A 25,302-nucleotide genomic window follows, 5' to 3' on the forward strand; every position below is an offset into this window, starting at 1 on the left:
TGAAAGAGGCTATTTAAAGGTTTCAAGATAAGGATTTTGAGATGAAGTGGATTATTCCGATTGTCCTACTAATGATCGTTGCTAGCTTGGGCTCAGCACTTTATTACATGATGAAAGATAGGGGTAATAGCGCCAGAATGGTTCACTCCCTGATGCTACGCATTGGCTTATCGGTTGCACTATTCCTAGGCATTCTTCTAGCCCACTACTTTGGCTTTATTGAGGCAACTGGCATTAAGGTTGGAACACACTAAAGAATACAAAACAGGCTGAGGCTATAAAACAAATCGGGGCTTCAAGCCCCGATTTTTATTCTACTTACATCCAGTAAACAGCGATGTACAAACCAAGCCAAACAACATCAACAAAGTGCCAGTACCAAGCGGCACCCTCAAAGGCAAAGTGGTGTTTAGCTGTGAAGTCGCCACGAATCATGCGACGCAAAACAATCGCTAACATTGTGCCGCCAAGGAAGACGTGGAAGCCGTGGAAGCCAGTCAACATAAAGAAAGTTGAGCCATAGATACCTGAAGTCAATTTCAAGTTCAATGCATGGTAAGCATGGTAGTACTCATACATTTGAAAGCCTAAAAAGATTGCTCCTAAACCAACCGTTGCAGCCAAGCCAATGATGGCCTTCTTCATGTGATTCTCAACTAATGCATGGTGAGCAATCGTAATCGTCACACCAGAGCTCAACAACAACAATGTGTTGATGGTTGGAACGGGCCAGGGACCCATGGTGGTGAATTTCTCAACCAAACCAGCAGGACCATCGTTAGGCCAAACCGCTTGGAAATCAGGCCATATGAGCTTGCTTTCAACATCACCCATCCAAGGCATCGCGATATTGCGAGCGTAGAACAAAGCCGCAAAGAATGCGCCGAAGAACATGATCTCAGAGAAGATGAACCATGCCATTGACCAACGATAGGAGATGTCGACGTTAACGCCATTCTTACCAGCATTTGACTCTGCAATCGTGTCACCAAACCAGTTATAGAGCACGTAGAGAACAAATGCGACTCCAGTCAAGGTAAGCGGTCCACCCCAAGAGGCGTGGTTTACCCAGCCAGATATACCAAAGGCAAAACCAATCAGGCCAAACGCAGCCATAGCTGGATGCCTAGATAGTCCAGGGACGAAATAGTGTGGGGTTGAATTGGATGACATCTTATTCTCTCTATTCAATCAAAAAATAATCAATGGGACACAACTGCTTTCACTATTAAGAGCAGGACGGCCATAAAAATTAAGGCTCCAACAACACCCGCAATAATAATGTGTACAAAACTTAATGATGCTACATCTTCCTGCAAACCTGACTTCTTACGCACTCCTAAAAAGCCCCACATGACGGCTTTCATAGACTGCATAAAACTACTATTCTTCTTCACGAAACTACCTTTGACTTTGGAGCGGGCGGAGTACCACCCAATCCCAACTCAAAGAATGTATAGGACAAGGTGATTGTTTTCACATCATCCGGTAAACCTGCATCAATGACAAAGACCACTGGCATCTTCTTAGTTTCATTAGCTGCCAAGGTTTGTTCTTGAAAACAAAAACATTCCAACTTCGTAAAAAACTCTGTCGCGCTTTTAGGTGCGTAACTCGGTATTGCTTGAGCCCTCACTGAGCGATTTTGATTGTTAGTGACTTCATAAACAATCTCCGTCATCTCACCAGGATGCACTTCTAAAAAATTCTTCACTGGCTTAAAGGTAAACGGGCCGCGACTATTGGAGTCAAACTCAATGGTTACTGTACGAGCATAGTTAACTTGGGTGTTGCCAACCTTGTTGGGACTGAATGCTCTAACGCCATAATCATTCTTGTTCGTTACAACATTGATACCTGTCACTTCACATAGAGCCTTGTACATTGGAACTAAGGCATACCCAAAACCAAACATCATCACTGCAGCAATTAAGAGCTTAATTAGGATTTGACGATTGAGCGACTGAGTAGAAACCATTGCAAGCAGCAGGCGTTAACCTAAAAAACTCCGTTTAATCACAATACCAATAAAAAAGGTCAAGACGATACTCAAAAGTACAAACCCCAGCCTGCGATTATTTGCAGCTAGGGCTTGTTTATTTGAAGAATTAAATTCCTGCTTCACGCATCTGCTCTGCACTAGGCGGAGTTTCAAAAGTGTGGTGAGGTGCTGGTGAAGGTACTGTCCACTCAAGACCTTTGGCGCCATCCCATGGCTTCATTGGTGCTTTTTCACCTTTACCGCTATACGCAGGCAACACCACGAATAACAAGAAGTAAACCTGTGCCAGACCGAAACCCAAAGCACCGATAGAAGCGATCATGTTGAAGTCAGCGAACTGAGTTGGATAGTCAGCATAACGACGTGGCATACCAGCTAAGCCCAAGAAGTGCATTGGGAAGAAGGTGATGTTAAAGAAAATCATGGAAGCCCAGAAGTGGATCTTGCCGCGAGTTTCATTCGCCATGTAACCAGTCCACTTAGGGCACCAGTAGTAGAAGCCAGCAAACATTGCAAACAATGAGCCTGCTACCAATACATAGTGGAAGTGAGCAACTACGTAGTAAGTATCTTGTACGCCGATATCGATTGGCGCCATTGCCAAGATCAAACCGGTGAAACCGCCCATCGTAAATACGAAGATGAAGCCGATAGCCCACAACATTGGAGTTTCAAAAGTCATTGAACCTTTCCACATTGTTGCAACCCAGTTAAAAATCTTCACGCCAGTTGGAACAGCAATCAACATTGTTGCGTACATGAAGAACAACTGACCGGTTACCGGCATACCAGTGGCAAACATATGGTGAGCCCAAACAATGAATGACAAGATCGCAATCGATGCCGTTGCATAAACCATTGAGCTATAACCAAACAATGTCTTTCTGGAGAAAGCAGGAACGATTTCACTGATGATTCCGAAAGCTGGAAGAATCATGATGTAAACCTCTGGATGACCAAAGAACCAGAAAATATGCTGGAACATGATTGGGTCACCACCGCCAACAGCAGAGAAGAATGAAGTACCGAAATGGCGATCAGTCAAAACCATCGTGATTGCACCAGCCAATACAGGCATTACAGCAATCAATAAGTACGCAGTGATCAACCAAGTCCAACAGAACATTGGCATCTTCATCAATGTCAGACCAGGAGCGCGCATATTCAAGATGGTGACGATGATATTGATCGAACCCATGATGGAAGATGCACCCAACAAGTGGAGAGAGAAAATTGCCATGTCCATGCCAGGGCCCATTTGCGAGGTCAATGGAGCATAGATAGTCCAACCACCAGCAGGAGCACCGCCAGGGACCAAGAATGAACTCAACAACAAGGTTGCGGCCACTGGAAGAATCCAGAAGCTAAAGTTGTTCATGCGAGCAAATGCCATATCAGATGCGCCGATTTGCAAAGGCACCATCCAGTTAGCAAAACCAACGAATGCCGGCATGATTGCACCGAACACCATCACCAAGCCGTGCATGGTTGTTAATTGATTGAAGAACTCCGGACGGAAGAATTGCAAACCAGGCTGGAACAATTCCAAACGAATTCCCAAGGCCATCACGCCGCCAGCTAATAAGCTAATAAACGAGAAGATCAGGTACATCGTGCCGATGTCTTTGTGGTTGGTTGCGAACAACCAACGACGCCAACCATGTGGCGTGTGATCTTCATGTGCGTGATCGTGTGCGTGATCGTGGGTAGTAGAGACTGTGCTCATGAATTACTCCGGTTTCGTTTTATCTGTATTAGTTAATCTGAATTACTGGCCGCGTGCGGTAATAATTTCTTGGGTCTGAATCACTTCACCCGTCTTATTACCCCATGAATTACGAGTATAGGTAATGACTGCGGCAATATCGCCATCAGAAAGTACGCCTGCCCATTTCGGCATTGCATTTTTACCGTTTAACAAAATGTTGAATTGACCAGCTTTAGGACCATTCACCACTTTGCTGCCATCCAATGCTGGGAACGCGCCCGCACCTTTGCCATTTGGCTGATGACATGCAGCACAGTTTGCTGCGTAAACTTTTGCACCGCGCTCTTTTTGCTCATCCAAGGTATAAACCTTTGAAGGATCATCACCGCCAGCGCCCATTTCTTTCTTCTTCTGTGCAACCCAAGCACTGTAATCCTCTTGTGAAACTACTTTCACAACAATCGGCATGAAAGCATGCTCAGCACCGCAAAGCTCAGAACACTGACCGCGGAATGTACCAATCTTGTCAGCCCTAAACCAGGTATCACGAACAAATCCTGGGATCGCATCTTGCTTAACGCCAAATGCCGGGATCGTCCATGCGTGAATAACGTCGTTCGCCGTTGTAATCAAGCGAACCTTCTTACCAACAGGGACAACCATTTCGTTATCCACTTCCATCAAATAGGTATTTGATTTTGGCGCTAGGTTGTTAATCGCTTCACGTGAAGTAGACAAGGTAGACAAGAAGCTAATGCCTTCGCCTTCGCCTTTAATGTAGTCATAACCCCATTTCCACTGATAACCAGTGGTCTTAATAGTGATGTCAGAGTTAGTTGTATCTTTCATAGCTACAACTGTTTTAGTTGCAGGCAGTGCCATACCAATCACGATGAGCAAAGGAATGACTGTCCAAATAATTTCAACAGTTGTGCTCTCATGGAAAGAGGCTGATTTATGACCCAAAGATTTACGATGTTTCAAAATCGAATAGAACATGACACCAAATACGCCCACGAAAATAAGCGCACAGATCACCAACATCATCCAGTGAAGCCAGTGGATCTCTTGCATGATTTTGGTTGCTGGAGCAGCGAAATTCAGCTGGTTTACAGCTGGACCTCCAGGCATGTTTTCTGTGGCGTGTGCTAAAGCAGTGCCGAAGGCTGCTACTAAATAGAGCGATGCCCTAGTGACTTTTCCAAATAAATTCATCTTATTCTCTGTTGATTGTCATGAGCACAGCAGCAAAAAATGCCACAAAATGCTCAAAATGCGGTCTCAAGCCAATACTTCCAGCGGTGATTATAGGGTTAATTAAGCTCAACAACAAACAGGGATAACCCACCTCCATCCAATCTTGGTCAAGGTTAAAATGATAGTAAGCACTTACACTTAAGCAGAATATTACCTAGTCTTGCGCCCAATTTGATTTATATCAATATAAGCAACGCTATCCTGCGCTTTTGCAAGATGCTTGCCAATAGCCCAAGCGTGTCCATAAACCACTTCCAGAGTGAGTTTTGGAGGTAAATCAGTCATTTCATTGCTTGAATTCGAGGCTGAATCTCCTAACTTCAAAGTCTGTACATCAGCTATTAGTAGCGCTGAGTTTTCATAATCTAATGTCAGATATTCCATATCCATCACGGGATCTGAAAAGCGCTCAGCCATCAAAACATCGCCCATATCATGCATATCCCAAGGGCTCAATAAGTTTTTGATCTGAAAGGGGAGTGGTCCGACTGAGCGTAACTCTTTCCCGGTATCTGGCCCTAGATAGCTAAATGCAATCAAACCACCCTCTCGCAGTACGCGCCAACACTCCTGCAAAAAATGCTTTGGGTCAGCAAGATCATGCAACAAGAGATCGCTCAATACCAAATCAACAGAATTATCAGGAAGATCAAATTTACCTGTACTGAGATAACTAGAAATTAGGTTTGAATGAGCGGAGCGAAATAAAGAGCGCCAATTTGCCAAGATCTTTGCAAGCCATAACTGAGAGGTAGATGAACCCTCTTCTGCAATGCTGTGAATACGCGCATGAGGAAAACGTTTGGCAAAAGTAGCCAAATGCATTCCAGGAAAATCTGGCACCACTAAAACATCTCTGACATCTAATTTAACAATATCGAGTTTTTGCAGCATACGGTCTGCAATTTCATCTTGTAACCATCTGATCGGCTGGGTCATTGGCTCAGTATACTCAGCGCCCCATGCAATTTCTAGTGAATCTTCTTGCATCAATTAGTACACATCTATTACCAACTGCATGCATTATTTGTCAGCAGTTTCAAACTGAATCGATTTGCGCTACTTGTCTTAGTACATTAGAAAATAAGAGCCTGATTCACTATGAATGTTGCCACCAGTGCGGCATCCCGCTTCAAGTTCGAGAGCTCAATAAAAAACGTTGTAGCTGCTGCGTAAAGCATCCACCATTTTTTGATGAGACCTATTGCCTTGATCGCTATGAAGGGATTTTGCAAGATGCCCTTCATCAACTGAAGTACCAAAAAAGAATTGTCTTTGCATATGGTCTTGCAAAAGCCTGGGATCACATTCAATTTCACTTACAAGAGCAATGCCAGGCTGACTACTTGCTCCCTGTGCCACTGAGTACCGAGAAATTACTGTCACGGGGATTTAATCAAAGCTGGGAATTGGTAAGAAGAATTCAATATGGGCGCCCTGCAAAAAAGCTACCCCATGCCATTAAGCGTCATCATCACTCACATCACCAAGCAGGTAACACTCTGAGCGTAAGACAAGATGCTGTTCAAGAGATGTTTTATATTGACTCTCAATACGTGAATCGTTTGGCGGGTAAAACGGTCATTGTGTTTGATGATGTCATGACTAGCGGAGCTACGCTCAATGAAATTGCGCGGATACTCAAAGCTAATGGAGTAGTACGCGTAATTAACTGGGCTCTACTCAGAACCACAAGACTGGCTTAATAACTAGTTATCAAATTAGAATGCAGTATGTTTAATATTGTTTTATTCGAACCCGAAATACCACCCAATACTGGCAATATCATTCGCCTGTGCGCGAATACGGGCGCAAAACTTCACCTCATTGAACCATTAGGCTTCCCAATGGAGGATGCTAAATTGCGTCGCGCCGGCTTGGACTATCACGAGTTTGCCAGTATCAAAGTTCATGCGAATTGGGCGCAATTTATGCAGAGCGAAAAGCCTGAGCTTCAACATCTCTTTGCATTAACGACTAAAGGTAGTGGTCAGTTTCATGCAGGCAAGTACAAGCCGAATGACTACTTTGTTTTTGGATCGGAAACTAAAGGCATCACAGATGAAGTGCGCAACTCTATCCCCGCTTCAAATCAAATGCGTCTTGCGATGCAAGACAATAGTCGCAGCTTAAACTTATCTAATACTGTGGCAATTGTGGTTTACGAAGCTTGGCGTCAGAATGGTCTTATAGGCGGCAAGTAAAGCTCAAAGACTAAAGGGGTTTTAAGTCTCTATTTTTGGATCGCGACCCATGAGTTTTTTAAGCGCCTCTTTGGGCGTGAGATTGCTTGATAACACTTCACCCATCATTGCCGTAATCGGCATCTCAATATTTAAGCGCTTTGCTAGATCACCTACAGCAGCTGCACACAGTACGCCTTCAGCGACATGACCTAAGCTAGCCAAGATCTGATCCAGAGATTTACCGGCTGCTAGCTCGAGACCTACACGACGATTGCGCGACAGATCTCCTGTGGCCGTCAAAATTAAATCTCCAACACCAGTAAGACCCATGCAGGTTTCTGATTTTCCGCCAGCAGCTTTTACGAGTCGCATCATCTCTGCCAACCCACGAGTAAGCACTGCGGCACGAGCATTCAATCCTAGATTTAATCCGTCGCCAATGCCTGCTGCGATTGCTAAAACATTTTTTACTGCACCACCCAGTTCAACACCAATCAAATCATCGCTCGCATACACGCGCATATTGCCATGATGAAAAGCTGACTGAACAATTTTGCACAGTTGCTCAGAAGTACTCGCAACCGTTAATGCGCAAGGCATACCCGCACCCACCTCATGAGCAAAACTCGGGCCAGATAAAGCACCATAAGAATGCTTTAGGCCGCGACTATGAACTCGATCTTCGCGCTCTACAACTTGATGCGGCAAAAGCGTGGTGGAAGGCTCCAAGCCTTTACACAACCAAATGATATTGAGTGGATGATCAGCAATCTCCAGCGCCTTAGCAATCGTCTCTGAGAGGCCAGACATAGGAGTTGCAATCACCAAAAGATCTTCTGGCCCCAGTCTTTTTACTGCAGTAGCAAAATTACTTTCTAACTTTAGATTCTTAGGTAACGAAATACCTGGGAGATAGTCTTGGTTCTCACCATTTTGGGCAATCGCTTCAAGTTGCTTTGTACTACGAGACCATAAGCATACGTCTTCTGCTTGAAGCTGACGCGCTGCTTGAGAGGCCATTGCGGTCCCCCAAGCGCCTGCTCCGAGCAGCGTCACTTTCATTATCTGTGACCTAGTTTTAGATATTTAATTCGGAAGAATGATTTTGCTTTCATCCGCATTATCGCCAGTACTGTCGCCTGCAGCTTGATGAGCTTGCATCAAACGGTGCTCGTACATTCCATGGAAATTGATTTCATTAAGATGAATAGGCTGGAAACCTGCGCGACTGATGACATCAGCTATATTTGAACGCAGGTATGGGTACAAAATTGTTGGGCAAGTAATGCCTAACATTGGATCAATTTGTTCGACGGGAATATTTTGAAATTCAAAAATACCTGCTTGGTTAGCTTCCACTAAGAAGAGCACCTTACCTTCAACGCGAGCTGTCATAGTGGAGCTGAGGGCAACTTCAAAAAGTTCACCACTGATCGGCTTAACAGCAACATCAACCTCAATTTGGACCTGCGGCTCTGCAACCACCAAGAAAATTTCAGGAGCATTTGGCTGCTCTAGGGATAAGTCCTTCAGATAAATTCGCTGAATGCGAAATGAAGGATCTTTGGATTCTGTATTTGCTGCGCTATGAGCAGATGAATGTTCGGTCATCACAAACTTTCTATAGGTTTTTAATCAATCAAGCTAATAAGGGATCAAGCTTGCCAGCGCGATCTAAGGCAACTAAATCATCGTAACCACCCACATGAGTTTCACCAATATAAATCTGTGGAACAGTGCGACGACCAGTACGGGTCATCATCACTTCACGCTGGGAGGGGTCACGATCAATCAAAATCTTCTCTAAATTACTCACACCTTTTTTGATTAATAGCTTTTCTGCCATAACGCAGTATGGACAAACTTGCGTGCTGTACATCGTTACTTGTGGCATATCTTCACGTCACCAATGGCAAGGCAGCAGCTTTCCAGGACTGAACGCCGCCCTCTAAAACGCCTACCTCTATAAATCCAAGCTTTTGTACCTGTGCCAAAGCCTTACGGGATTGAGCGCCCGTATCACACACCAATACTAGTGGGCGCTTTCGATCCAGCTTCAAGGCCTCAATGGCGCTATCTAGGCTGGCAGCATTAGCCTGCTTTGCGCCTGGCAAATGCCCAGCTTTAAATACGTCTTCCGAGCGCAAATCTAAAACATGGGCTTTACGACGGTTTATCCAAATAGTCGCTTCAGTGGGCGACAAGCCTTTTCCGCTAATAAGCGTAGATAATGTAGGTAGGAAAAGCGCTGCGCCTGAAACTAGCAATAGGGCAATTAGCGCTAAATTATCAATTTGGGTGAGAAAGTTCATCACCTGATTATAGAATGGCTCTATGAAACAACTTGTTCTTATTCGTCATGGCGAATCTGCCTGGAACCTCGAAAACCGCTTCACGGGCTGGGCGGATGTTGACTTAACCCCTAAAGGTACTGAACAAGCACTTTCTGCCGGCCAAAACCTCAAGAAAGCAGGTTATGAATTTGATATCGCCTACACCTCTGTTCTGAGACGGGCTATTCGTACGCTTTGGCATGTTCAAGACACAATGGACCTCATGTGGATACCAGTAGTTCACAGCTGGCGCTTAAATGAGCGTCACTATGGTGCGCTTACGGGCCTTAACAAAGCAGAGACTGCTTCTAAGTATGGGGATGAGCAAGTGCATATTTGGCGCCGTTCGTATGACGTTCGCCCCCCATTACTTGAAATGGATGATGAGCGTAATCCAAAGAATGATAGTCGCTACTCAAAACTCAATCCTTCTGACATTCCACTTGGAGAATGCCTAAAAGATAACGTTGAACGCGTTCTTCCGCTATGGAATGAATCGATTGCGCCCGCGCTCAAAGCAAACAAGCGCGTATTACTAGTAGCTCATGGCAATAGTATCCGGTCTTTAATTAAATATTTAGACCAAATGTCCGATGAGGCCATTATGGAAGTCAATGTTCCTAATGGCGTTCCACTCGTTTATGAGCTGGACGATAACCTCAAGCCAATTCAACATTTCTATTTGGATTAATACATATAACATGCGTCAATTTCTGAAGAACTTTGCCCTCATTGCAGTTGGCCTCATTGCTGGTGTGGCAGCCACTATCCAGCTCTCAGCTACCGCACAACAAGGAGCGCAGCTCCCCTTAGACGAACTGCGCACCCTCTCCAATGTGTTCGCCCAAATCAAACGTGAGTACGTAGAGCCCATTGAAGATAAACAGCTCTTAACCGATGCAGTTAAGGGCATGGTGAGTAGTCTTGACCCTCACTCGACTTTTTTAGATAAAAAAGATTTTTCAGAAATGCAGGAGCAAACTTCAGGAAAGTTTGCTGGCCTTGGAATTGAGATTACCTCCGAAGATGGTGTTGTCAAGGTGTTAAATCCCATTGAAGATAGTCCTGCTGCGCGCGCCGGATTGCAAGCAGGTGACCTAATTACTCGGCTTGATGACAAACCTGTTCGTGGAATGTCGCTTGATAAAGCTGTGCGCACTATGCGCGGTACGCCTGGCACCAAAATTACTTTGACTGTTTATCGCAAAAGTGAGGAACGTAGTTTCCCAGTAACCATTACTCGCGCAGAAATCAAAGTTCAGTCTGTAAAAGCTAAGATCCTAGATAACGATATTGCTTGGGTACGAGTTACTAGCTTTCAAGAGCGCACCGTCCCGGACTTAGCCAAAAAATTAATCGAGCTTTCTAATCAAGATCCAAAGATGAAAGGCATTATTTTGGATCTGCGCAACAATGGTGGTGGCCTATTACAGGGAGCAGTTGGCGTCGCGGCAGCCTTCTTACCTGCAGATGCTGTGATTGTTTCAACCAAGGGTCAGGCACCAGATTCCAAGCAAGTATTTAATGCCACGCCAGCGATGTATCGTCTCAATGAACCAGGGGATCCTTTGGCAGGTGTACCTGAAATCTATAAAAAACTTCCAATGGTCGTTTTGGTAAATGCCTATTCTGCATCCGCTTCTGAAATCGTTGCAGGCGCCTTGCAAGATTACAAGCGCGCCACCATTATTGGTAAAACCACTTTTGGTAAAGGCTCGGTCCAAACTGTCCGCCCACTTTCCAATGACTCTGCCCTCAAGATTACTACCGCCTATTACTACACACCTAGCGGCAAATCGATTCAAGCATTTGGCGTCAAACCCGATATTCCAGTTGATCAAAATAAGGATGGCGACCCTGATGATGTCTTGATCACGCGTGAAATTGATAGCGAGAAACATCTTCGCAATAAACAATCTGCTGAAGATAAATTAATTAAGGACCGCGAGCAACGCCGCCTCGAAGAGTTACAACGCATTGAAGAAAAGAATGCAAAGAAGACTCCAGAGGAAAAAGGGAAGGATAAAAATAAGAAGCCGCCTGAGCTTGGTAGCTCAGATGATTTCATGCTTTCTCAAGCGGTAGCCTTTATCAACGGCCAACCGGTGAAACGCTCCTCTTCTAAGCTTGAATAATTTTTCTTGGGCTGCAAATGAATGATGAGCAGTTACTTCGCTACTCAAGGCATTTACTGCTTGAGGATATTGATGTTGAAGGTCAAGAGAAGTTACTAAAAACTCATGCTTTGATTATTGGGGCTGGTGGTCTAGGTAGTGCTGTAGCCCCATACCTTGCAGCAGCTGGGGTCGGGCACATTACTCTAGTTGATCATGATGATGTAGAGCTCACCAATCTGCAACGCCAAATCATGCACACCGAATCTACGATTGGTAAAAGTAAGGTTACATCTGGCAAACAATTTTTACAACAATTGAACTCCGGTATTGAGATCGAAACCATTCAATCAAAGGCAAATGAAGCTCTATTAGATGAATTACTGCCAAGCCTAGATATTGTTTTAGATTGCACGGATAATTTCTCTACGAGACAACTCATCAATGCCAGTTGCGTTAAACATCTAAAACCTCTGGTATCAGGATCCGCATTACGCTTTGATGGTCAAGTTTCCGTATTCGACCACCGCAATGCAATTTCACCTTGCTATGGCTGTATTTTTTCACCAGCAGAAACATTTGAAGAGGTGAGCTGTGCCAGTATGGGAATTTTTTCTCCGCTTGTTGGCATTATCGGCGCCATACAAGCAGCGCAGGCGCTACAAGTATTGATTGGATTTGGGGAGCCTTTGGTAGGGCGTATGCTGCTTTGGAATGCGCGCACCACTCAGGTTGATCAAATTCGCATTGCAAGAAACCCAGACTGTCCAGTCTGTGGCGAGCACCACTAGGGGCTAGCGATTTACGCTAGCAAGCGTTCTAAGGCCTTGGCCTGAGCCTCAGGCTCATAAGCCTTCAGCACTCTAGGGAAGCGGGCTTTCAACATACCTACATTGGCTTGCAGAATCTCTCGTTTCACCAGCAATAGCTGACTGAAATGCATTGAGAAATCCGTTAACCCCATAGCAAGTAACAACTTGGTTAATGCAGGATCCCCTGCCATCTCACCACATACGGCAACTGGAACATTGGCGCGCTTCGCTTGATCAATAATACTGGCGATCAAATTTAAGATGGCTGGATGCAAAGGATCATATAAATGAGCTACCGCATGATCTGCGCGATCAATCGCTAAGGTGTACTGAATTAAATCATTCGTTCCAATGGACAGAAAATCAAAGCGATTAATAAACAAGGGTAAGACTAAAGCGGCGGCAGGTATTTCAATCATGGCGCCAACTTGAATATTCGGATTAAAAGATTGACCCCTGTGTAATAGCTGTTGCTTTGCTTTTTCAATCAGACGGAAAGTTTCATCGATTTCTTTGGCATGCGCCAACATAGGAATCATGATGCGCGCTTGACCATGGGCAGATGCTCGCAGAATCGCTCTTAGTTGTGTCAAAAAGATTTCTGGCTCAGTTAAAGACCAACGAATCGCCCGCAAACCTAATGGTGATGTGCCAGTTTGAGAAACATCACCGCCGCCAGCACCCAAAGCCTTATCAGCCCCCACATCAATTGTTCTAATGTTGACAGGTAAGCCATGCATTAAATCGACTACACAACGATATTCTTGATATTGTTGCTCTTCATCTGGTAAAGCTTGCTTGCGATCCATAAATAAAAATTCAGATCGGAATAAACCTACACCAACCGCACCAAGCTTTACTGCCTGTACCGCATCCTCCGGTAACTCGATATTGGCAAAAAGCTCAATATCAACTCGGTCCAAAGTTTCTGTCTTGGCATGCTTTAACTGTTGAAGCTTGCGCGCTTCTTTTGCTGCTTGAGTCTGTTGCTTTCGATACTCCGCTAATAATTGCTCATCAGGGGCAACCACCACAATGCCCTGCTCGCCATTCAAGATAAGCCAATCACCATGACGAATCATTTCACTAGCATGCCGCACACCGACTACCGCTGGAATTTCCATGCTGCGCGCCACAATAGCAGTGTGCGATGTTTTACCGCCAAGATCGGTCACAAAACCAGTAAAGGCATGCTCCTTAAAGCGTAGCATGTCATGGGGCGCAATATCGTGAGCAACAATAATAGACTCCACACCAACGTCGCTAGAGGGTAAAAAATCAGAATCCTTAAGTGCATCCTTCTGGGCATTGAGGGCTTTAATTACCCGCTCTGCTACCTGACGAATATCATTTGCGCGCTCTTTTAAATAAGGATCCTCAATTTCAGCAAACTGCTCTAATAGATCGTTAAGCTCAGTAGTTAGAGCCCAAGCTGCATTTAATCGCTGAGTGCGAATGAGCTTGATTGGTTTTTCTGCAAGCGCTGGGTCAGCAAGAATCATGCCGTGCACATCTAAAAAAGCGGCCATTTCTTGCGGAGCATCTTTAGGCAAACCTGAGCGTAATTGATCAAGCTCTAGTCGAACTTGATTGAATGCATCTAATAATTTTTGAGCCTCTGCCTCTTCTTTACCGGGCTCGACCAAATAATGACTGACCTCCAAAGCTGCACGCGAAATCAGTACCGCTTTGCCAATGGCAATTCCTTTCGATACCGGTATTCCGTGTAGAGCAAACGTCATTTCTACTCGCCTTCTCCAAAGCGATCATTTATTAATGCTGTGAGGGCTTCCATAGCCTCATTAGCTTTGTCACCCACAGTTTCCAAAGTTACAGTACTGCCAATACCAGCAGCCAGCATCATCACGCCCATAATACTTTTTGCGTTAATTTGACGCCCATTGCGTGACAACAATATTTCACACGGAAACTGAGCAGCTAATTGAGATAACTTAGCGGATGCTCTAGCGTGAAGTCCTAATTTATTGATAATCTCGATTTCAACTACAGGCATTGTGTGCTCCGCTCCTCTTACACTTGATCTACTTTTGCGCCAAGACGCAAAATTCCATGCTGTCCACCAGCAAGTGCTTTTTTAGATAACTCTTCTAAACCTTCGCCACGATGAGAGATGCAACGCATCAACATCGGCAAATTCAAACCCGCTAAAACAATCACCGGCGCATTGAGTCCAGACAATGGACCTAAGCTTTCAAGCTTAGACGCTACGTTCGCAGGAGTCGCGCCCATCACATCCGTCAATATGAGGACGCCGTTACCGGTATTCACGCCATATGCCGCTTTGAGTACGCGATCAAAACTGGCTTTGATGTCTTCATGCGGAGGAATATCAACTGCCCTTACTCGCTCCGGCACCACGCCAAATGTGTGTTCAGCAAAACTCAGCATTGCGCTTGCAATGGGAGTATGTGCAACGATTATGATTCCAGCCATATTATGAAATTGTCCTTTCAAGGGCCTTTAACCAAAAATGCGGTACATCAAAATGACTTTGATTAGTAATTTCAACAAAACAGGTTGGACTAGTAACATTGATTTCAGTTAAATAACCACCAATCAAATCTAATCCAACCAAGAATAACCCGCGCTGATTAAGAATGGGGGCTAATTTTTCAGCAATTCTTTGCTCGTTTGTACTCAAAGGCATTGCTACGCCTTTACCACCTGCGGCTAAATTACCGCGAATCTCTGTTCCCTGGGGAATGCGAGCCAACGCATATGGCACTACTTCGCCACCAATTAATAAAACCCGCTTATCGCCATCTGCAATCTCAGGCAAAAATCGTTGCACCATCAGAGTTCTCGAACCATTCTCACCCAAAGTCTCAACAATACTTGCGAGATTCAAGCCGTCTGGCCCAACCCGGAAAACGCCCATACCACCCATACCATCGAGCGGCTTGATAACAATATCTCCATACGTCTTATGAAAAGCTTCAACCGCACTCAGCTCTCGTGTAACTAATGTTGGCGGAATAAGATCAGGAAATTCGGTGATAGAAAGTTTTTCAGAATGATCACGAACTGCGGCAGGATCATTAAATACCTTCGCACCCTGTCTTGTTGCAGCAGATAGGAGCCATGTTGTATTGAGATACTCAATATCAAAAGGTGGGTCTGTTCTCATCTGCACTGCAGAAAATGTATTAAGAGCTTTCGATTGAACATCGCCCAACTCAAACCAAGAAGTGGAACTTGGTTTTATGAGAAGCGATTGACAGTCGGCGACCACTAGATTATCTTTCCACAAAACATTACGACTCTGGCAAAACCACAGATGATGTCCTACCTCTTGAGCAACCCGCATCATCGCCAAAGTGGAATCTTTCTCTATCTTGAAAGACTCTAAAGGGTCAGCAATAAATAAAAGATCCATGTTCTTCTACTGGGCTTTTTGCATTGCTCTAAGCAACTTCCATATCAGGGTCTGTTCTCTCAAGCTCAAGCGAGGCTGCCAACAAAGCGAGACGAGCTACAACACCATAGAGATAAAAGCGATTTGGCGCTGCACTACCAGGCTTGGCACTGAGATCTGGCATAGAGTTTTGCTCAAATGCCAGAGGAACAAAATGCATTCCTGGGGCATTCAAGTTCTCATCTGGGCCACGATCAGTATGAACGCGATAGAACCCGCCAATCACATACCGATCGATCATGTACACCACTGGTTCGGCTACAGCCTCGTTCACTTTCTCGAAGGTATAAACACCCTCTTGAATCAAGACATCGCTAACCTCAAGACCTTCTTTCACAACACTCATCTTATTGCGGTCTTTACGGTTTAAGCCTTTGAGTTGCGCCGGATCATTCACTACCATCACGCCCATGCCATAGGTACCCGCATCTGCTTTTACTACGACATAAGGCTTTTCTTTGATACCGTACTCACGATATTTTTTAGCAGTCTTTTTGAGAACCTGCTCAACAGCAGTTTGTAACTCATCCTCACCTTTGCGCTCATGAAAATTAATATTCGAGCAACTCGTGAAATAAGGATTAATCATCCACTGATCAATATCAACCACCTTGGCAAATTTCTTAGCCACTTCTTCATAAGCAGCGAAGTGATTAGACTTGCGACGGACATGCCAACCAGCATGCAGCCCAGGCAATAGATACTGCTCATGGATATTTTCCAAAATCGGAGGAATGCCAGCAGATAAATCGTTGTTGAGCAAAATTGAACAAGGATCAAAATCCTTTAAGCCCAAGCGCTGCTTCTTCAAGCCTAAGCGCGACAGAGGCTCCATTAGCAAGCGATTGCCATCAGGCAGCTCAATCCAGGTTGGCTTTTTAATTTCTTCAGAGAATGTACCCAGGCGAACATTTAGTCCAGCCTGACGCAAGATTGATGATAGACGTGCAATATTTTGCAGGTAAAACGTATTGCGAGTATGTCGCTCAGGAATCAGCAATAAATTTTTGGCTTCTGGGCAGATCTTCTCAATTGCAGCCATTGCTGCTTGCACAGCCAAAGGCAACATTTGAGGCGACAGATTATTAAAGCCACCTGGAAAAAGGTTGGTATCAACTGGGGCCAGCTTAAACCCTGAATTACGTAAATCTACTGAGCAATAAAAAGGTGGCGTATGTTCTTGCCATTCAAGCCTGAACCAGCGCTCAATGGTTGGGGTGGCTTCAAGGACCTTTGACTCCAGTTCGAGCAAAGGACCGCTAAGGGCAGTAATGAGATGTGGAACCATTCCACCATTGTAAGATTATTAAAAGAAAGACGCGGGATCCTAGGATCCCGCGCTTAAAACTAGGCAGCCAAGAGGGCCGCCCAGTGAGGGGTAAATCTACAGATTAAGACTCGTAGGCAGACTCACCATGTGAGCTGATATCCAAGCCTTCGCGCTCTTCTTCTTCCTTGACCCGCAAACCGATCACGATATCGATCAATTTGAAGGCAATGAAAGAAACTACGCCAGACCAGATTATGGTGGTAATCACACCTTGCGCTTGGATCCATAATTGGCTAGCAATTGAGTAATCAGGAGCAACTGCGTTCGCTACATAATCCCAAATACCAGAGCCGCCAAGTGCTGGATCAGCAAATACACCAGTCAACAATGCGCCAGTAATACCGCCTACGCCGTGAACACCGAATACATCCAAGCTGTCATCTGAACCCAATATTTTCTTGAGACCGGTAACACCCCAGAGGCAAACAACGCCAGCGATCAAACCAATGATGATGGAACCCATTGGACCAGCAAAACCAGCTGCAGGAGTAATCGCAACTAAACCAGCCACGCAACCAGAAGCAGCACCCAACATGGAAGGCTTGCCTTTGAGAACCCACTCAGCAACAGACCAGCCCAAAACAGCAGCAGCAGTAGCTAAGTATGTATTCACGAAAGCTAACGCTGCGCTACCGTTTGCTTCGAGAGCTGAGCCGGCGTTGAAACCAAACCAACCGAACCACAAGAGAGCAGCACCAGTCATCACATAAACTAAGTTATGTGGCTTCATTGCTTCTTTGCCGTAACCAATGCGCTTGCCGATTACAAAGGAACCAACCAAACCAGCGATCGCAGCGTTGATGTGAACAACCGTACCACCAGCAAAGTCAAGAACACCCTTTTGCCATAACCAACCAGCACGTGCAGTAATCGCCTCAAGTGATGCAGCATCTTTGATGTCATCAGGACCAGGCCAGAACCAAACCATGTGTGCGATTGGCAAGTAGCTCAATGTGAACCAAATAACCATGAACACCAAAATTGCAGAGAACTTAGCGCGCTCAGCAAAAGAGCCGATGATCAAGCAGCAAGTAATCGTTGCAAATACTGCTTGGAAGGCCATAAATACATACTCAGGAATTACAACACCCTTACTAAAGGTTGCTGCGACAGAGTCTGGATTCATTCCACCCAAGAAGAGGCGATCAAGGCCACCCACAAATGCTCCACCTTCTGTGAATGCAAGGCTGTAGCCATAAATTGACCAAAGCACTGTAATCAAAGAAAACACCATGAAACATTGCATACAAATAGACAAGATGTTCTTGCTACGTGTTAAACCACCGTAGAACAATGCCAAACCAGGAAGAGTCATCAACAGCACCAGTGCTGTACAAACCATCATCCAAGCGGTATCAGCTTTGTTGCACTTTTCGGAACAAAGAACGGGTGCAGGCTCTGCAGCGGCTGGGGTTGCAGCCGGAGCAGTCACTGCTGGTTTTTTTACTTCATCAGCATGTGCTGGCGAAGTAACTATTACACCAGTAGCACCAATAGCCAAAGCCATCGCACCACCAGCAACGAGTCGTTTCATCCAAGTTAACATTTTGAACCTCTCTTTAAAGTGCTGACGCGCCGGTTTCACCGGTACGAATACGAATGACGTGCTCAACTGGGGAGACAAAAATCTTGCCATCACCAATTTTGCCTGTACGTGCGGATTTTTCAATTGCTTCAATCGCACGCTCCAAGATGCCATCTTCAACAGCAGCTTCAATTTTTACCTTAGGTAAAAAGTCGACAACATACTCAGCACCGCGATACAACTCGGTGTGACCCTTTTGACGACCAAAGCCTTTAACTTCAGTGACAGTGATGCCCGAAACTCCCACTTCCGAGAGAGCTTCACGCACTTCGTCAAGCTTGAAGGGCTTGATGATTGCGGTAATTAATTTCATGTGTTTCTCCGTTCAGAGTGGAAATTAGAAAGTCTTTGTTAAGGAAATCAAGCCTGTGGACTTACCCAGATTGTTCCCACTTGGACTAACATATGAATAAGCGCCCTTGTATGTTGCGGCATTTGTTCCTACATAGGCAATTGCGCCAGACAAGCCGCCTCCAAAGTCTTTCGTTACGCCCAACTTCCAATCGGTGTAAGAGGAAAGAGTGCTATTGCTAACATTGGCGATTGATTGACCAACATAGTTTGTTGGAGCGACAGAAGCCCCTGGTTGATTGCCTGCTACATATTGATACCCTATGTGTCCGTTTAGCGCCAACCCCCAAACGCCAGTATCGTAGTTCACTGTAAGATCCGGATAGTATGATCCAGTTGAATTTACAGTACCAAATAAAGTAGAGACAGCGTATGAAACTTTTGCAAAACCTGACAAGGGGCCGAAAGTAAAGTTTTGTGCAGCGTAGATTTCGGTTGTATTTGGATTTGCAAATGCACCGCCAGAATTAGGAATTCCAGAGCTAGGGTAGTAGTACTGCAATACACCTAGATCAGTTGCAAAACCTTCTCCAATAAACTCTTTCTTAAAACCTGCATAGAAATCCATTTCAATAGGTGCAGAGACCTTAGAGCCAGCGCTAGTTTTTCCACCAACACCACCAGCTGGGCCATACGCATCACTAATCCAGCTAATTGAGCTGTTCCAGTTACCAATATAGAAACCGCTCTCATGAGCATAGTCAAAGCCACCTTGAATTGCTGGCTTGAAGTTAGATTGGCTGATACCACGATAGCGGTAGTCATTTACAACGGTTACGTTTGCTGTAATTGGGCTAACTTCTACTTCTGCTGCTGGCTCATCAGCCGCAAACGCTACTGTAGATAAGCCGGTCAACAATGCAACTGCTGCTGCAGAGATCGCTGTCTTATGTAAAGTTTTCATACTTAACTCCTTACGGTTGTAATAAAAAATGGGTTGAATGCTTATTGCATGGAGTGATATTGAGGGCGGCACCGAAATGCGATTGGGGCGCATTCCCCGAATTAATGCCAATGCACTTATTTGGTGCTTAATATTGCACCAGTTTCGGGAAAAAAGACCGCTTTTACCCTTTTGGGGCTATTTTGATGGCTTTTAGCGGCTGAACTTAAAATAGCCATGTGTATCTTTTATGCAACTTTAAATAGAACTGCGAATCTCCATCATGCAAAAACCTGGCGAAATCCTCGAACAAATCCAACGTATCGCTAACGATATGCAAAACAAAGTTGGTGATGCGATCCGCAATTCACCAGCGCAAGAGATTGAAAAAAATGTGCGCGCCATGATGAACCAAGGTTTTCAGAAAATGGATCTTGTTACTCGTGAAGAATTTGAGTTGCAGAGCAAAGTGCTTGCCAAAACTAGAGAAAAACTTGAGCTACTTGAAGCAAAAGTAGTTGCCCTAGAAAAATCTCAGTGATTTTTTCACTGGAGTGTTTCGCCTCTACTCCGGCCGAAACTCATTAAAAAAGTTCGCAAACTCTTCTTTAGATAAGAGTGTTTTTGCATCGCCAGTTTCTGCATTTACATGCAAGATAGAAACTTGATAAATCCAGTTACCACCATCTTTATCTAGACGCACAATCCATCGAACTCGCATAGACTGCTTAGTCTTTCCATTTGAGCTTAATGTAATGAAATAGTCTTTGACTGGTATACGGCGAGAGTCACTAGCTTGATAGGCGCCCTCTTCAATAAGAACATTGCCGCCAGATACTTTTGCTCGATCCAATAAATTACCTTGCAATTGCTCAATCATTTTTTTAGTCATACCAGATTGATTGACTGGTAATTGAATTGAGCTAATAGAGTAAATATCGTCATCAATCTTTACAGCTTCGAGTGTTTGTTTTAGCTCTTGAGCTTGATATGGAATCAGTCGATCTAACTTATCGGGCTTACCTGGAAAAAGTGCGCTATATCGCTGTTCGGGAGATTGAACTGTGCGCCAGTTCAGCTTGGGGCTGCATGCAACTAGGAAGCTAAATACTGCTAGAAATACACAAACTTTTAAAGCACTTTTAAACAACGCCTGCTCCGTGCGCCTGTTGGTCTGCGTGATAACTTGAGCGGACCATCGCCCCTACTGCTGCATGCGAGAAGCCCATTTCATAAGCACGCTCTTCAAACATTTTGAACACATCGGGATGAACATAACGCCGAACCGGCAAGTGATGCCCAGACGGCGCAAGATACTGACCAATAGTCAGCATGTCAATATTGTGCTCACGCATGTCTTTCATGACCTCAAGAATCTCTTCATCGGTCTCACCAAGTCCAACCATCAAACCACTCTTGGTTGGAATGTGAGGAAAGCGCTCTTTAAAGTCTTTTAATAACTTCAGAGAATGCAGATAATCTGCACCTGGCCGTGCTTGTTTATATAAACGGGGCACAGTTTCAAGATTGTGGTTCATCACATCTGGTAAACCTTGAGGCGCATGCTCTGCAAAGATATCAAGCGCCTTATCAAGGCGCCCCCGAAAATCTGGCACCAACACCTCAATGCGAGTATTTGGCGACTGCTCGCGTGATAGAGAAATGCAATCCACATAATGCATTGCGCCGCCATCACGCAAATCGTCACGATCAACACTAGTAATCACAACATAATTTAATTTGAGGGCTGCAATCGTACGAGCTAAGTTAGCGGGCTCTTTTACATCCAAAGGATCTGGTCTACCGTGACCCACATCACAGAAAGGGCAACGACGAGTACATTTATCGCCCATAATCATAAAAGTTGCAGTGCCCTTACCAAAACATTCTCCAATATTGGGGCAGCTTGCTTCTTCGCAAACAGTGACTAGTTCGTTTTCACGCAGAATCTTTTTGATTTCAGCAAAACGTGAATTACCTGAAGCGGCCTTTACTCGAATCCAATCTGGTTTTTTTAGCACCTCTTCAAGGGGCACAATTTTGATTGGAATACGCGCAGTCTTCTCGCTCGATTTTTGCTTGCGAGTTGCGTCATATTGAAGATCTTGACGCTCTTCAACGGACTGCTTGGTATCGGTCTTGTTTACGGTCATGATAGTGATAGTTGCTTTTGTAAGTGCCCCAAAAGCTTTTGGCTAATTAAACCTATATTGTCCTTGATCCCAAGGGTTTGCATATCCACTGTCTTTAAGCCCTCATAACCACAGGGGTGGATGCGTCCAAAAGCGTCTAAGTCGGTTGCCACATTCAGCGCCAAACCATGATAGGAGCAGCTTTTAGAGACTTTTAAACCAAGGGCAGCCACCTTTGCCCCAATCCATTCGGCTGGGATACCAGCCTGCTTGGAAATATAAATTCCTGGGGCCCCAGGCTTTCTTTCGGCGCGTATTCCAAAATCTGCCAAGGTATCAATTAAAGCTTGCTCAATGCGCGATACCAACTCCTTTACAAAGATTCCAAGGCGCTTTAAATCCAGCAATAAGTAAACAACGATCTGCCCTGGTCCGTGATAGGTGATTTCACCACCGCGATCAACCTGTACCATTGGAATTTGATTGGTTGGGGAATGTAAATTACCAGCATCCCCAGCCAGGCCCAAAGTAAAAACCGGTGGATGCTCCAAGACCCATATCTCATCTGGAGTATCGCTATTACGTTCTTTTGTGAACGCACGCATGGCTTCATAGGTGACAGCATAATCTGCAAAACCCAGATGTTTTACTAAAGCCATCATGAAGTCTCGTTAGAGAACAATGCTCACTAATGGGTGGGTCGAGAGGGTGCGATAAAGCTCGTCGAGTTGTTCACGACTCGTTGCCGTAATAGGCAAAGTAATACCAAGATAGTTCCCGTCCTTGGATGGCCTTTGCTCTACCTTACTTTCATCAAGAGTTGGATCAAACTGTTTTGCAATATGAATGATGGCAGGCAAATACTCGGGATTATTTTTCCCCATCACCTTGATCGGGAAAAGAGAGGGGTACTCAATTAATGATTTTTCTTCAGCCATAATTTTAGAAACTCGATTTCCTAGTTTGATTCATTCTTTCGATGATCAGGCATGCCTAACCAAGCGCCAGCAATGATGTTACGTATGCAATGTAATCGGCGATGGAAAAAATGGTCGGCACCTGGAACTACTTGAACGGTTAACTCCTGTGGGCGCGCCCAATCCAAGACATCAATCAATGGAATAGTCTCATCCAACTCTCCATGAATCAAGATGGTATCTGCAGGGACTGGTGCCAATGTCCATTTACCAGCAGCGCTGCCCACCATCACTAGACGCTGCGCAGGACGACCAAGCTCAGCCAATCTTTGCACTAAATGACTGCCCACAAAACTGCCAAATGAAAAACCTGAAACAACGAGAGACAGAGTATTTACGGAGCTCACCCATGGCTGATGTGCAGTAGCTTCGAACTGACTCCAGCTTGAAGGGGTTTGCATCCATTCAGTGACATGTAACAAATCTTCTAGCTCACCAACACCATCATCATGAACTCCGGCTGTACCACCTACCCCACGAAAGTTTGGCCGAACACTCACATAGCCTAATTGATTAAATGCCCTTGCCATTGTTTGCGCAACCTTGTTATCCATCGTACCACCCATTAATGGGTGGGGATGAGCCACTAGAGCTAAACCACGCACAGGAAAATGAGGGTCATTTTTTAATTCGTCAGGAAGATCAATGGACATTTCCATTGATCCAACAATGCCATCAATCTGAATGACTTTTGTGCGGCTATTCATGAATCAAACTTTCAACAATAACGAATAAGAAAACTACATTAATTGCAAACGTGCAACGGGACGACCATTGATCAAGTGAGATTGAATGATTTCTTCAACATCCTCTTGATCCACCAGGGTATACCAAACTCCTGCGGGATAGACCACCATCACCGGTCCATCAGCGCAATGATCTAAGCATCCCGCTTTGTTCACCCGAATTTTTCCAGGCCCCGCCAAACCAAGCTCTTTCACACGATTCTTGGCATACTCAAATAGAGCGAAAGCGTTGTGACGATCGCAACAATCTTCGCCATTGCTGCGTTGATTCAGACAGAAAAATAAATGGTGTGAGAAGCTCATAAGAAAATTATATTCATCAATGGCCAGATTTCAGGCCTGTTATGTTGCGGATCATCCAAATGGTAGCTAGTGGCAACCAAATAACTGAAACCCACTGCATCAAATCATTGAAATGCAATAGACGTCCTTGATGCCAATGCCTAAGGGTGAGTATGAAATAAGGATTATCGGGCATTACATTAATTGCGATAGTGGCTCCAATTAAACAAGATACCGCCAAGAACTGTTTGGTCTGCGCCTGTAATCGTAAAGTCCATCGCAATACAATCGTGGCCAAGAGCATTCCCCAAAAAGCACCTGCCGTAAGCCAAATAAAACTAAACTCCCAGCCAAATTGAAGTGCTGTAAATAAAATCTTCAACAGCACAGTGATACCAAGTAAGCCATTGAGAATCTGCCATTGCGGCGCCTTTGTACGCATCCCAAGCGAAAGCAAAAGCGCAACACCTAACCAACAAAAACCAGTAATCAGCGTTTCTTGAATCACTTGATTAATAACTGTTGTCCCCCAATCAATCGACCCAAAAATGACATGACCCCAAACCCCAACTCCAAGCCATGAGCTTTGGGGATAAATTTGTGACCATGGAAATAGAAGAAAAAGAGCGCAGATAGTCCAATTCAAACCAAACCATTGATCAAATCTGCGGCGTATAGCTGTTCCAGATAGCCACTCAGGCCCCAGTGGAGTAGCCAACAAAGCACCAAGCAAGCCACCAAACACATTCGCCCACCAGTCCATCAAACTGGGAATGCGTGATGGAACCCAGGTCTGCAAAGTTTCCACACTAAAAGCTAAGGCAGCGCTTAAAGTAATTGCAATACCTAAGGCGACGTAATTGCGCCAACGCGGGTAGCAAGCAAAAACCAACAAAAATCCATATGGAACATACGCCAAGATATTTACCGAAACATCAAATAAGGTAATAAATCGGGGCAAAGGGGCATCAATCCAGGCCCAAGCAGCAATTCCATTCTGAAAATCAAAATCAAATGGATTGAGACTCACATAAAGGATCAGCAAGGCATAAGCAAGACTCATTGCGCGCGCGAGAGGCATAGCCTGTAATGGCCATGCCAGCTTGTGGGGTCGGTGATCTTTTGTCGACATTTCACAATTCTAGGTCAGACCTTTCTACAATGGCGA

At 44.9% G+C, this 25,302-nt stretch carries 33 protein-coding genes; 7 read left to right on the forward strand and 26 right to left on the reverse strand.

The annotated features are described in order from the left end of the window. Nucleotides 1-41: 41 nt before the first annotated feature. Nucleotides 42-254, forward strand: a complete 213-nt coding sequence (locus ICV38_RS09580; protein WP_215380845.1) for a twin transmembrane helix small protein — start codon at nucleotides 42-44, stop codon at nucleotides 252-254. A gap of 64 nt (nucleotides 255-318) precedes the next feature. Here the strand turns inward: ICV38_RS09580 and ICV38_RS09585 are convergent, their stop codons facing one another. From ICV38_RS09585 to ICV38_RS09615, 7 genes are all read right to left on the reverse strand, one after another. Continuing rightward, nucleotides 319-1,173 (reverse strand): cytochrome c oxidase subunit 3, encoded by an 855-nt coding sequence (locus ICV38_RS09585; protein WP_215380847.1) that lies wholly within the window; start codon nucleotides 1,171-1,173, stop codon nucleotides 319-321. 29 nt (nucleotides 1,174-1,202) lie between these two features. Continuing rightward, nucleotides 1,203-1,376 (reverse strand): DUF2970 domain-containing protein, encoded by a 174-nt coding sequence (locus ICV38_RS09590; RefSeq protein WP_215382870.1) that lies wholly within the window; start codon nucleotides 1,374-1,376, stop codon nucleotides 1,203-1,205. Between the two features lie 17 nt (nucleotides 1,377-1,393). Further along, a complete protein-coding gene (locus ICV38_RS09595; RefSeq protein ID WP_215380850.1) occupies nucleotides 1,394-1,978 on the reverse strand; it encodes a cytochrome c oxidase assembly protein in 585 nt (194 codons plus the stop codon). A gap of 15 nt (nucleotides 1,979-1,993) precedes the next feature. After that, a complete protein-coding gene (locus ICV38_RS10335) occupies nucleotides 1,994-2,209 on the reverse strand; it encodes a cytochrome oxidase small assembly protein (protein WP_215380853.1) in 216 nt (71 codons plus the stop codon). Then, nucleotides 2,109-3,728: a cytochrome c oxidase subunit I gene (gene ctaD, locus ICV38_RS09605; RefSeq protein ID WP_215380856.1), complete on the reverse strand. Its 1,620-nt coding sequence runs from the start codon at nucleotides 3,726-3,728 to the stop codon at nucleotides 2,109-2,111. Before ctaD ends, ICV38_RS10335 begins: the two co-directional genes overlap by 101 nt. A 42-nt stretch (nucleotides 3,729-3,770) precedes the next feature. Further along, on the reverse strand, nucleotides 3,771-4,925 hold the full coding sequence (coxB, locus tag ICV38_RS09610; protein ID WP_215380859.1) for a cytochrome c oxidase subunit II: 1,155 nt from the start codon (nucleotides 4,923-4,925) through the stop codon (nucleotides 3,771-3,773). 192 nt (nucleotides 4,926-5,117) lie between these two features. Further along, nucleotides 5,118-5,906 carry a methyltransferase domain-containing protein gene (locus tag ICV38_RS09615; RefSeq protein ID WP_251368147.1) on the reverse strand — a complete coding sequence of 263 codons (789 nt, stop codon included), beginning with the start codon at nucleotides 5,904-5,906 and terminating at the stop codon, nucleotides 5,118-5,120. 23 nt (nucleotides 5,907-5,929) lie between these two features. Between ICV38_RS09615 and ICV38_RS09620 the strand changes: the two genes are divergently transcribed. Both ICV38_RS09620 and trmL read left to right on the forward strand, forming a co-directional pair. Then, nucleotides 5,930-6,673 carry a ComF family protein gene (locus tag ICV38_RS09620; protein WP_215380872.1) on the forward strand — a complete coding sequence of 248 codons (744 nt, stop codon included), beginning with the start codon at nucleotides 5,930-5,932 and terminating at the stop codon, nucleotides 6,671-6,673. A gap of 27 nt (nucleotides 6,674-6,700) precedes the next feature. Beyond that, nucleotides 6,701-7,171, forward strand: a complete 471-nt coding sequence (gene trmL / locus ICV38_RS09625; RefSeq protein ID WP_215380886.1) for a tRNA (uridine(34)/cytosine(34)/5-carboxymethylaminomethyluridine(34)-2'-O)-methyltransferase TrmL — start codon at nucleotides 6,701-6,703, stop codon at nucleotides 7,169-7,171. A gap of 21 nt (nucleotides 7,172-7,192) precedes the next feature. On the opposite strand, the gene ICV38_RS09630 is transcribed toward trmL, so the two are convergent. The 4 genes from ICV38_RS09630 to ICV38_RS09645 are packed head-to-tail and all read right to left on the reverse strand — an operon-like array spanning nucleotide 7,193 to nucleotide 9,465. Further along, nucleotides 7,193-8,215 carry an NAD(P)H-dependent glycerol-3-phosphate dehydrogenase gene (locus tag ICV38_RS09630; protein ID WP_215380889.1) on the reverse strand — a complete coding sequence of 341 codons (1,023 nt, stop codon included), beginning with the start codon at nucleotides 8,213-8,215 and terminating at the stop codon, nucleotides 7,193-7,195. A gap of 24 nt (nucleotides 8,216-8,239) precedes the next feature. Beyond that, the gene (gene secB / locus ICV38_RS09635; protein ID WP_215380905.1) at nucleotides 8,240-8,764 is read right to left on the reverse strand and encodes a protein-export chaperone SecB; all 525 of its coding nucleotides are present in this window, start codon (nucleotides 8,762-8,764) and stop codon (nucleotides 8,240-8,242) included. 28 nt (nucleotides 8,765-8,792) lie between these two features. Next, nucleotides 8,793-9,047, reverse strand: coding sequence for a glutaredoxin 3 (gene grxC, locus ICV38_RS09640; RefSeq protein WP_215380916.1), 255 nt, complete (start codon nucleotides 9,045-9,047; stop codon nucleotides 8,793-8,795). 4 nt (nucleotides 9,048-9,051) lie between these two features. After that, a complete protein-coding gene (locus ICV38_RS09645; RefSeq protein WP_215380918.1) occupies nucleotides 9,052-9,465 on the reverse strand; it encodes a rhodanese-like domain-containing protein in 414 nt (137 codons plus the stop codon). A gap of 22 nt (nucleotides 9,466-9,487) precedes the next feature. Between ICV38_RS09645 and gpmA the strand changes: the two genes are divergently transcribed. Genes gpmA through ICV38_RS09660 form a run of 3 tightly spaced genes read left to right on the forward strand, consistent with a single transcriptional unit; the run spans nucleotide 9,488 to nucleotide 12,391 of the window. Continuing rightward, nucleotides 9,488-10,177, forward strand: coding sequence for a 2,3-diphosphoglycerate-dependent phosphoglycerate mutase (gene gpmA / locus ICV38_RS09650; protein ID WP_215380931.1), 690 nt, complete (start codon nucleotides 9,488-9,490; stop codon nucleotides 10,175-10,177). 10 nt (nucleotides 10,178-10,187) lie between these two features. Then, nucleotides 10,188-11,621 (forward strand): S41 family peptidase, encoded by a 1,434-nt coding sequence (locus tag ICV38_RS09655; protein ID WP_215380933.1) that lies wholly within the window; start codon nucleotides 10,188-10,190, stop codon nucleotides 11,619-11,621. Nucleotides 11,622-11,638: 17 nt separating this feature from the next. Continuing rightward, nucleotides 11,639-12,391, forward strand: coding sequence for a HesA/MoeB/ThiF family protein (locus ICV38_RS09660; RefSeq protein ID WP_215380936.1), 753 nt, complete (start codon nucleotides 11,639-11,641; stop codon nucleotides 12,389-12,391). Between the two features lie 11 nt (nucleotides 12,392-12,402). On the opposite strand, the gene ptsP is transcribed toward ICV38_RS09660, so the two are convergent. The 8 genes from ptsP to ICV38_RS09700 form a co-directional block, all read right to left on the reverse strand. Beyond that, the gene (gene ptsP, locus ICV38_RS09665; protein ID WP_215380939.1) at nucleotides 12,403-14,154 is read right to left on the reverse strand and encodes a phosphoenolpyruvate--protein phosphotransferase; all 1,752 of its coding nucleotides are present in this window, start codon (nucleotides 14,152-14,154) and stop codon (nucleotides 12,403-12,405) included. Nucleotides 14,155-14,156: 2 nt separating this feature from the next. Further along, nucleotides 14,157-14,426 carry an HPr family phosphocarrier protein gene (locus ICV38_RS09670; protein ID WP_215380942.1) on the reverse strand — a complete coding sequence of 90 codons (270 nt, stop codon included), beginning with the start codon at nucleotides 14,424-14,426 and terminating at the stop codon, nucleotides 14,157-14,159. Between the two features lie 17 nt (nucleotides 14,427-14,443). Next, entirely contained in the window at nucleotides 14,444-14,866 is a 423-nt protein-coding gene (locus ICV38_RS09675) for a PTS sugar transporter subunit IIA (RefSeq protein WP_215380944.1), read from the reverse strand. Between the two features lies 1 nt (nucleotide 14,867). Further along, nucleotides 14,868-15,809 carry a glutathione synthase gene (gene gshB / locus ICV38_RS09680; protein ID WP_215380947.1) on the reverse strand — a complete coding sequence of 314 codons (942 nt, stop codon included), beginning with the start codon at nucleotides 15,807-15,809 and terminating at the stop codon, nucleotides 14,868-14,870. A 28-nt stretch (nucleotides 15,810-15,837) separates the two neighbouring features. Beyond that, nucleotides 15,838-17,136 carry a glutamate--cysteine ligase gene (gene gshA, locus ICV38_RS09685; protein WP_215380950.1) on the reverse strand — a complete coding sequence of 433 codons (1,299 nt, stop codon included), beginning with the start codon at nucleotides 17,134-17,136 and terminating at the stop codon, nucleotides 15,838-15,840. Between the two features lie 103 nt (nucleotides 17,137-17,239). After that, a complete protein-coding gene (locus tag ICV38_RS09690) occupies nucleotides 17,240-18,724 on the reverse strand; it encodes an ammonium transporter (RefSeq protein ID WP_215380953.1) in 1,485 nt (494 codons plus the stop codon). A 13-nt stretch (nucleotides 18,725-18,737) separates the two neighbouring features. Further along, entirely contained in the window at nucleotides 18,738-19,076 is a 339-nt protein-coding gene (locus ICV38_RS09695) for a P-II family nitrogen regulator (RefSeq protein ID WP_011903792.1), read from the reverse strand. Nucleotides 19,077-19,100: 24 nt separating this feature from the next. Then, the gene (locus ICV38_RS09700; protein WP_215380970.1) at nucleotides 19,101-20,018 is read right to left on the reverse strand and encodes a TorF family putative porin; all 918 of its coding nucleotides are present in this window, start codon (nucleotides 20,016-20,018) and stop codon (nucleotides 19,101-19,103) included. A 262-nt stretch (nucleotides 20,019-20,280) separates the two neighbouring features. Here ICV38_RS09700 and ICV38_RS09705 point away from each other — a divergent pair, with 262 nt between their 5' ends. Beyond that, entirely contained in the window at nucleotides 20,281-20,538 is a 258-nt protein-coding gene (locus ICV38_RS09705) for an accessory factor UbiK family protein (RefSeq protein WP_215380973.1), read from the forward strand. Nucleotides 20,539-20,562: 24 nt separating this feature from the next. On the opposite strand, the gene ICV38_RS09710 is transcribed toward ICV38_RS09705, so the two are convergent. From ICV38_RS09710 to ICV38_RS09740, 7 genes are read right to left on the reverse strand one after another with little or no spacing between them, the layout of a single operon-like run. After that, a complete protein-coding gene (locus tag ICV38_RS09710) occupies nucleotides 20,563-21,147 on the reverse strand; it encodes a hypothetical protein (RefSeq protein WP_215380976.1) in 585 nt (194 codons plus the stop codon). Then, nucleotides 21,140-22,150, reverse strand: a complete 1,011-nt coding sequence (gene lipA / locus ICV38_RS09715; RefSeq protein WP_215380978.1) for a lipoyl synthase — start codon at nucleotides 22,148-22,150, stop codon at nucleotides 21,140-21,142. The genes ICV38_RS09710 and lipA overlap by 8 nt, the downstream gene beginning before the upstream one ends. Continuing rightward, nucleotides 22,147-22,791, reverse strand: a complete 645-nt coding sequence (gene lipB / locus ICV38_RS09720) for a lipoyl(octanoyl) transferase LipB (protein WP_215380981.1) — start codon at nucleotides 22,789-22,791, stop codon at nucleotides 22,147-22,149. Before lipB ends, lipA begins: the two co-directional genes overlap by 4 nt. Before the next feature lie 9 nt (nucleotides 22,792-22,800). Next, the gene (locus tag ICV38_RS09725; RefSeq protein WP_215380984.1) at nucleotides 22,801-23,067 is read right to left on the reverse strand and encodes a YbeD family protein; all 267 of its coding nucleotides are present in this window, start codon (nucleotides 23,065-23,067) and stop codon (nucleotides 22,801-22,803) included. Between the two features lie 20 nt (nucleotides 23,068-23,087). After that, entirely contained in the window at nucleotides 23,088-23,813 is a 726-nt protein-coding gene (locus ICV38_RS09730) for an alpha/beta hydrolase (RefSeq protein WP_215380998.1), read from the reverse strand. 33 nt (nucleotides 23,814-23,846) lie between these two features. Then, the gene (locus tag ICV38_RS09735) at nucleotides 23,847-24,155 is read right to left on the reverse strand and encodes a ferredoxin (RefSeq protein WP_215381001.1); all 309 of its coding nucleotides are present in this window, start codon (nucleotides 24,153-24,155) and stop codon (nucleotides 23,847-23,849) included. A 16-nt stretch (nucleotides 24,156-24,171) separates the two neighbouring features. Then, nucleotides 24,172-25,266 (reverse strand): VanZ family protein, encoded by a 1,095-nt coding sequence (locus tag ICV38_RS09740; RefSeq protein WP_215381003.1) that lies wholly within the window; start codon nucleotides 25,264-25,266, stop codon nucleotides 24,172-24,174. Between the last annotated feature and the right edge of the window lie 36 nt (nucleotides 25,267-25,302).

Source organism: Polynucleobacter sp. MG-6-Vaara-E2, from assembly GCF_018687695.1.
GTDB lineage: Bacteria > Pseudomonadota > Gammaproteobacteria > Burkholderiales > Burkholderiaceae > Polynucleobacter.

What these genes read in the sequence shown, in the direction of transcription:
- ICV38_RS09580 (WP_215380845.1), top strand. Translation starts at nt 42, where the DNA reads ATGAAGTGGATTATTCCGATTGTCCTACTAATGATCGTTGCTAGCTTG.
- ICV38_RS09585 (WP_215380847.1), bottom strand. Translation starts at nt 1,173, where the DNA reads ATGTCATCCAATTCAACCCCACACTATTTCGTCCCTGGACTATCTAGG.
- ICV38_RS09590 (WP_215382870.1), bottom strand. Translation starts at nt 1,376, where the DNA reads ATGCAGTCTATGAAAGCCGTCATGTGGGGCTTTTTAGGAGTGCGTAAG.
- ICV38_RS09595 (WP_215380850.1), bottom strand. Translation starts at nt 1,978, where the DNA reads ATGGTTTCTACTCAGTCGCTCAATCGTCAAATCCTAATTAAGCTCTTA.
- ICV38_RS10335 (WP_215380853.1), bottom strand. Translation starts at nt 2,209, where the DNA reads ATGGCGCCAAAGGTCTTGAGTGGACAGTACCTTCACCAGCACCTCACC.
- ctaD (WP_215380856.1), bottom strand. Translation starts at nt 3,728, where the DNA reads ATGAGCACAGTCTCTACTACCCACGATCACGCACACGATCACGCACAT.
- coxB (WP_215380859.1), bottom strand. Translation starts at nt 4,925, where the DNA reads ATGAATTTATTTGGAAAAGTCACTAGGGCATCGCTCTATTTAGTAGCA.
- ICV38_RS09615 (WP_251368147.1), bottom strand. Translation starts at nt 5,906, where the DNA reads ATGACCCAGCCGATCAGATGGTTACAAGATGAAATTGCAGACCGTATG.
- ICV38_RS09620 (WP_215380872.1), top strand. Translation starts at nt 5,930, where the DNA reads ATGCAATTTCTAGTGAATCTTCTTGCATCAATTAGTACACATCTATTA.
- trmL (WP_215380886.1), top strand. Translation starts at nt 6,701, where the DNA reads ATGTTTAATATTGTTTTATTCGAACCCGAAATACCACCCAATACTGGC.
- ICV38_RS09630 (WP_215380889.1), bottom strand. Translation starts at nt 8,215, where the DNA reads ATGAAAGTGACGCTGCTCGGAGCAGGCGCTTGGGGGACCGCAATGGCC.
- secB (WP_215380905.1), bottom strand. Translation starts at nt 8,764, where the DNA reads ATGACCGAACATTCATCTGCTCATAGCGCAGCAAATACAGAATCCAAA.
- grxC (WP_215380916.1), bottom strand. Translation starts at nt 9,047, where the DNA reads ATGCCACAAGTAACGATGTACAGCACGCAAGTTTGTCCATACTGCGTT.
- ICV38_RS09645 (WP_215380918.1), bottom strand. Translation starts at nt 9,465, where the DNA reads ATGAACTTTCTCACCCAAATTGATAATTTAGCGCTAATTGCCCTATTG.
- gpmA (WP_215380931.1), top strand. Translation starts at nt 9,488, where the DNA reads ATGAAACAACTTGTTCTTATTCGTCATGGCGAATCTGCCTGGAACCTC.
- ICV38_RS09655 (WP_215380933.1), top strand. Translation starts at nt 10,188, where the DNA reads ATGCGTCAATTTCTGAAGAACTTTGCCCTCATTGCAGTTGGCCTCATT.
- ICV38_RS09660 (WP_215380936.1), top strand. Translation starts at nt 11,639, where the DNA reads ATGAATGATGAGCAGTTACTTCGCTACTCAAGGCATTTACTGCTTGAG.
- ptsP (WP_215380939.1), bottom strand. Translation starts at nt 14,154, where the DNA reads ATGACGTTTGCTCTACACGGAATACCGGTATCGAAAGGAATTGCCATT.
- ICV38_RS09670 (WP_215380942.1), bottom strand. Translation starts at nt 14,426, where the DNA reads ATGCCTGTAGTTGAAATCGAGATTATCAATAAATTAGGACTTCACGCT.
- ICV38_RS09675 (WP_215380944.1), bottom strand. Translation starts at nt 14,866, where the DNA reads ATGGCTGGAATCATAATCGTTGCACATACTCCCATTGCAAGCGCAATG.
- gshB (WP_215380947.1), bottom strand. Translation starts at nt 15,809, where the DNA reads ATGGATCTTTTATTTATTGCTGACCCTTTAGAGTCTTTCAAGATAGAG.
- gshA (WP_215380950.1), bottom strand. Translation starts at nt 17,136, where the DNA reads ATGGTTCCACATCTCATTACTGCCCTTAGCGGTCCTTTGCTCGAACTG.
- ICV38_RS09690 (WP_215380953.1), bottom strand. Translation starts at nt 18,724, where the DNA reads ATGTTAACTTGGATGAAACGACTCGTTGCTGGTGGTGCGATGGCTTTG.
- ICV38_RS09695 (WP_011903792.1), bottom strand. Translation starts at nt 19,076, where the DNA reads ATGAAATTAATTACCGCAATCATCAAGCCCTTCAAGCTTGACGAAGTG.
- ICV38_RS09700 (WP_215380970.1), bottom strand. Translation starts at nt 20,018, where the DNA reads ATGAAAACTTTACATAAGACAGCGATCTCTGCAGCAGCAGTTGCATTG.
- ICV38_RS09705 (WP_215380973.1), top strand. Translation starts at nt 20,281, where the DNA reads ATGCAAAAACCTGGCGAAATCCTCGAACAAATCCAACGTATCGCTAAC.
- lipA (WP_215380978.1), bottom strand. Translation starts at nt 22,150, where the DNA reads ATGACCGTAAACAAGACCGATACCAAGCAGTCCGTTGAAGAGCGTCAA.
- lipB (WP_215380981.1), bottom strand. Translation starts at nt 22,791, where the DNA reads ATGATGGCTTTAGTAAAACATCTGGGTTTTGCAGATTATGCTGTCACC.
- ICV38_RS09725 (WP_215380984.1), bottom strand. Translation starts at nt 23,067, where the DNA reads ATGGCTGAAGAAAAATCATTAATTGAGTACCCCTCTCTTTTCCCGATC.
- ICV38_RS09730 (WP_215380998.1), bottom strand. Translation starts at nt 23,813, where the DNA reads ATGAATAGCCGCACAAAAGTCATTCAGATTGATGGCATTGTTGGATCA.
- ICV38_RS09735 (WP_215381001.1), bottom strand. Translation starts at nt 24,155, where the DNA reads ATGAGCTTCTCACACCATTTATTTTTCTGTCTGAATCAACGCAGCAAT.
- ICV38_RS09740 (WP_215381003.1), bottom strand. Translation starts at nt 25,266, where the DNA reads ATGTCGACAAAAGATCACCGACCCCACAAGCTGGCATGGCCATTACAG.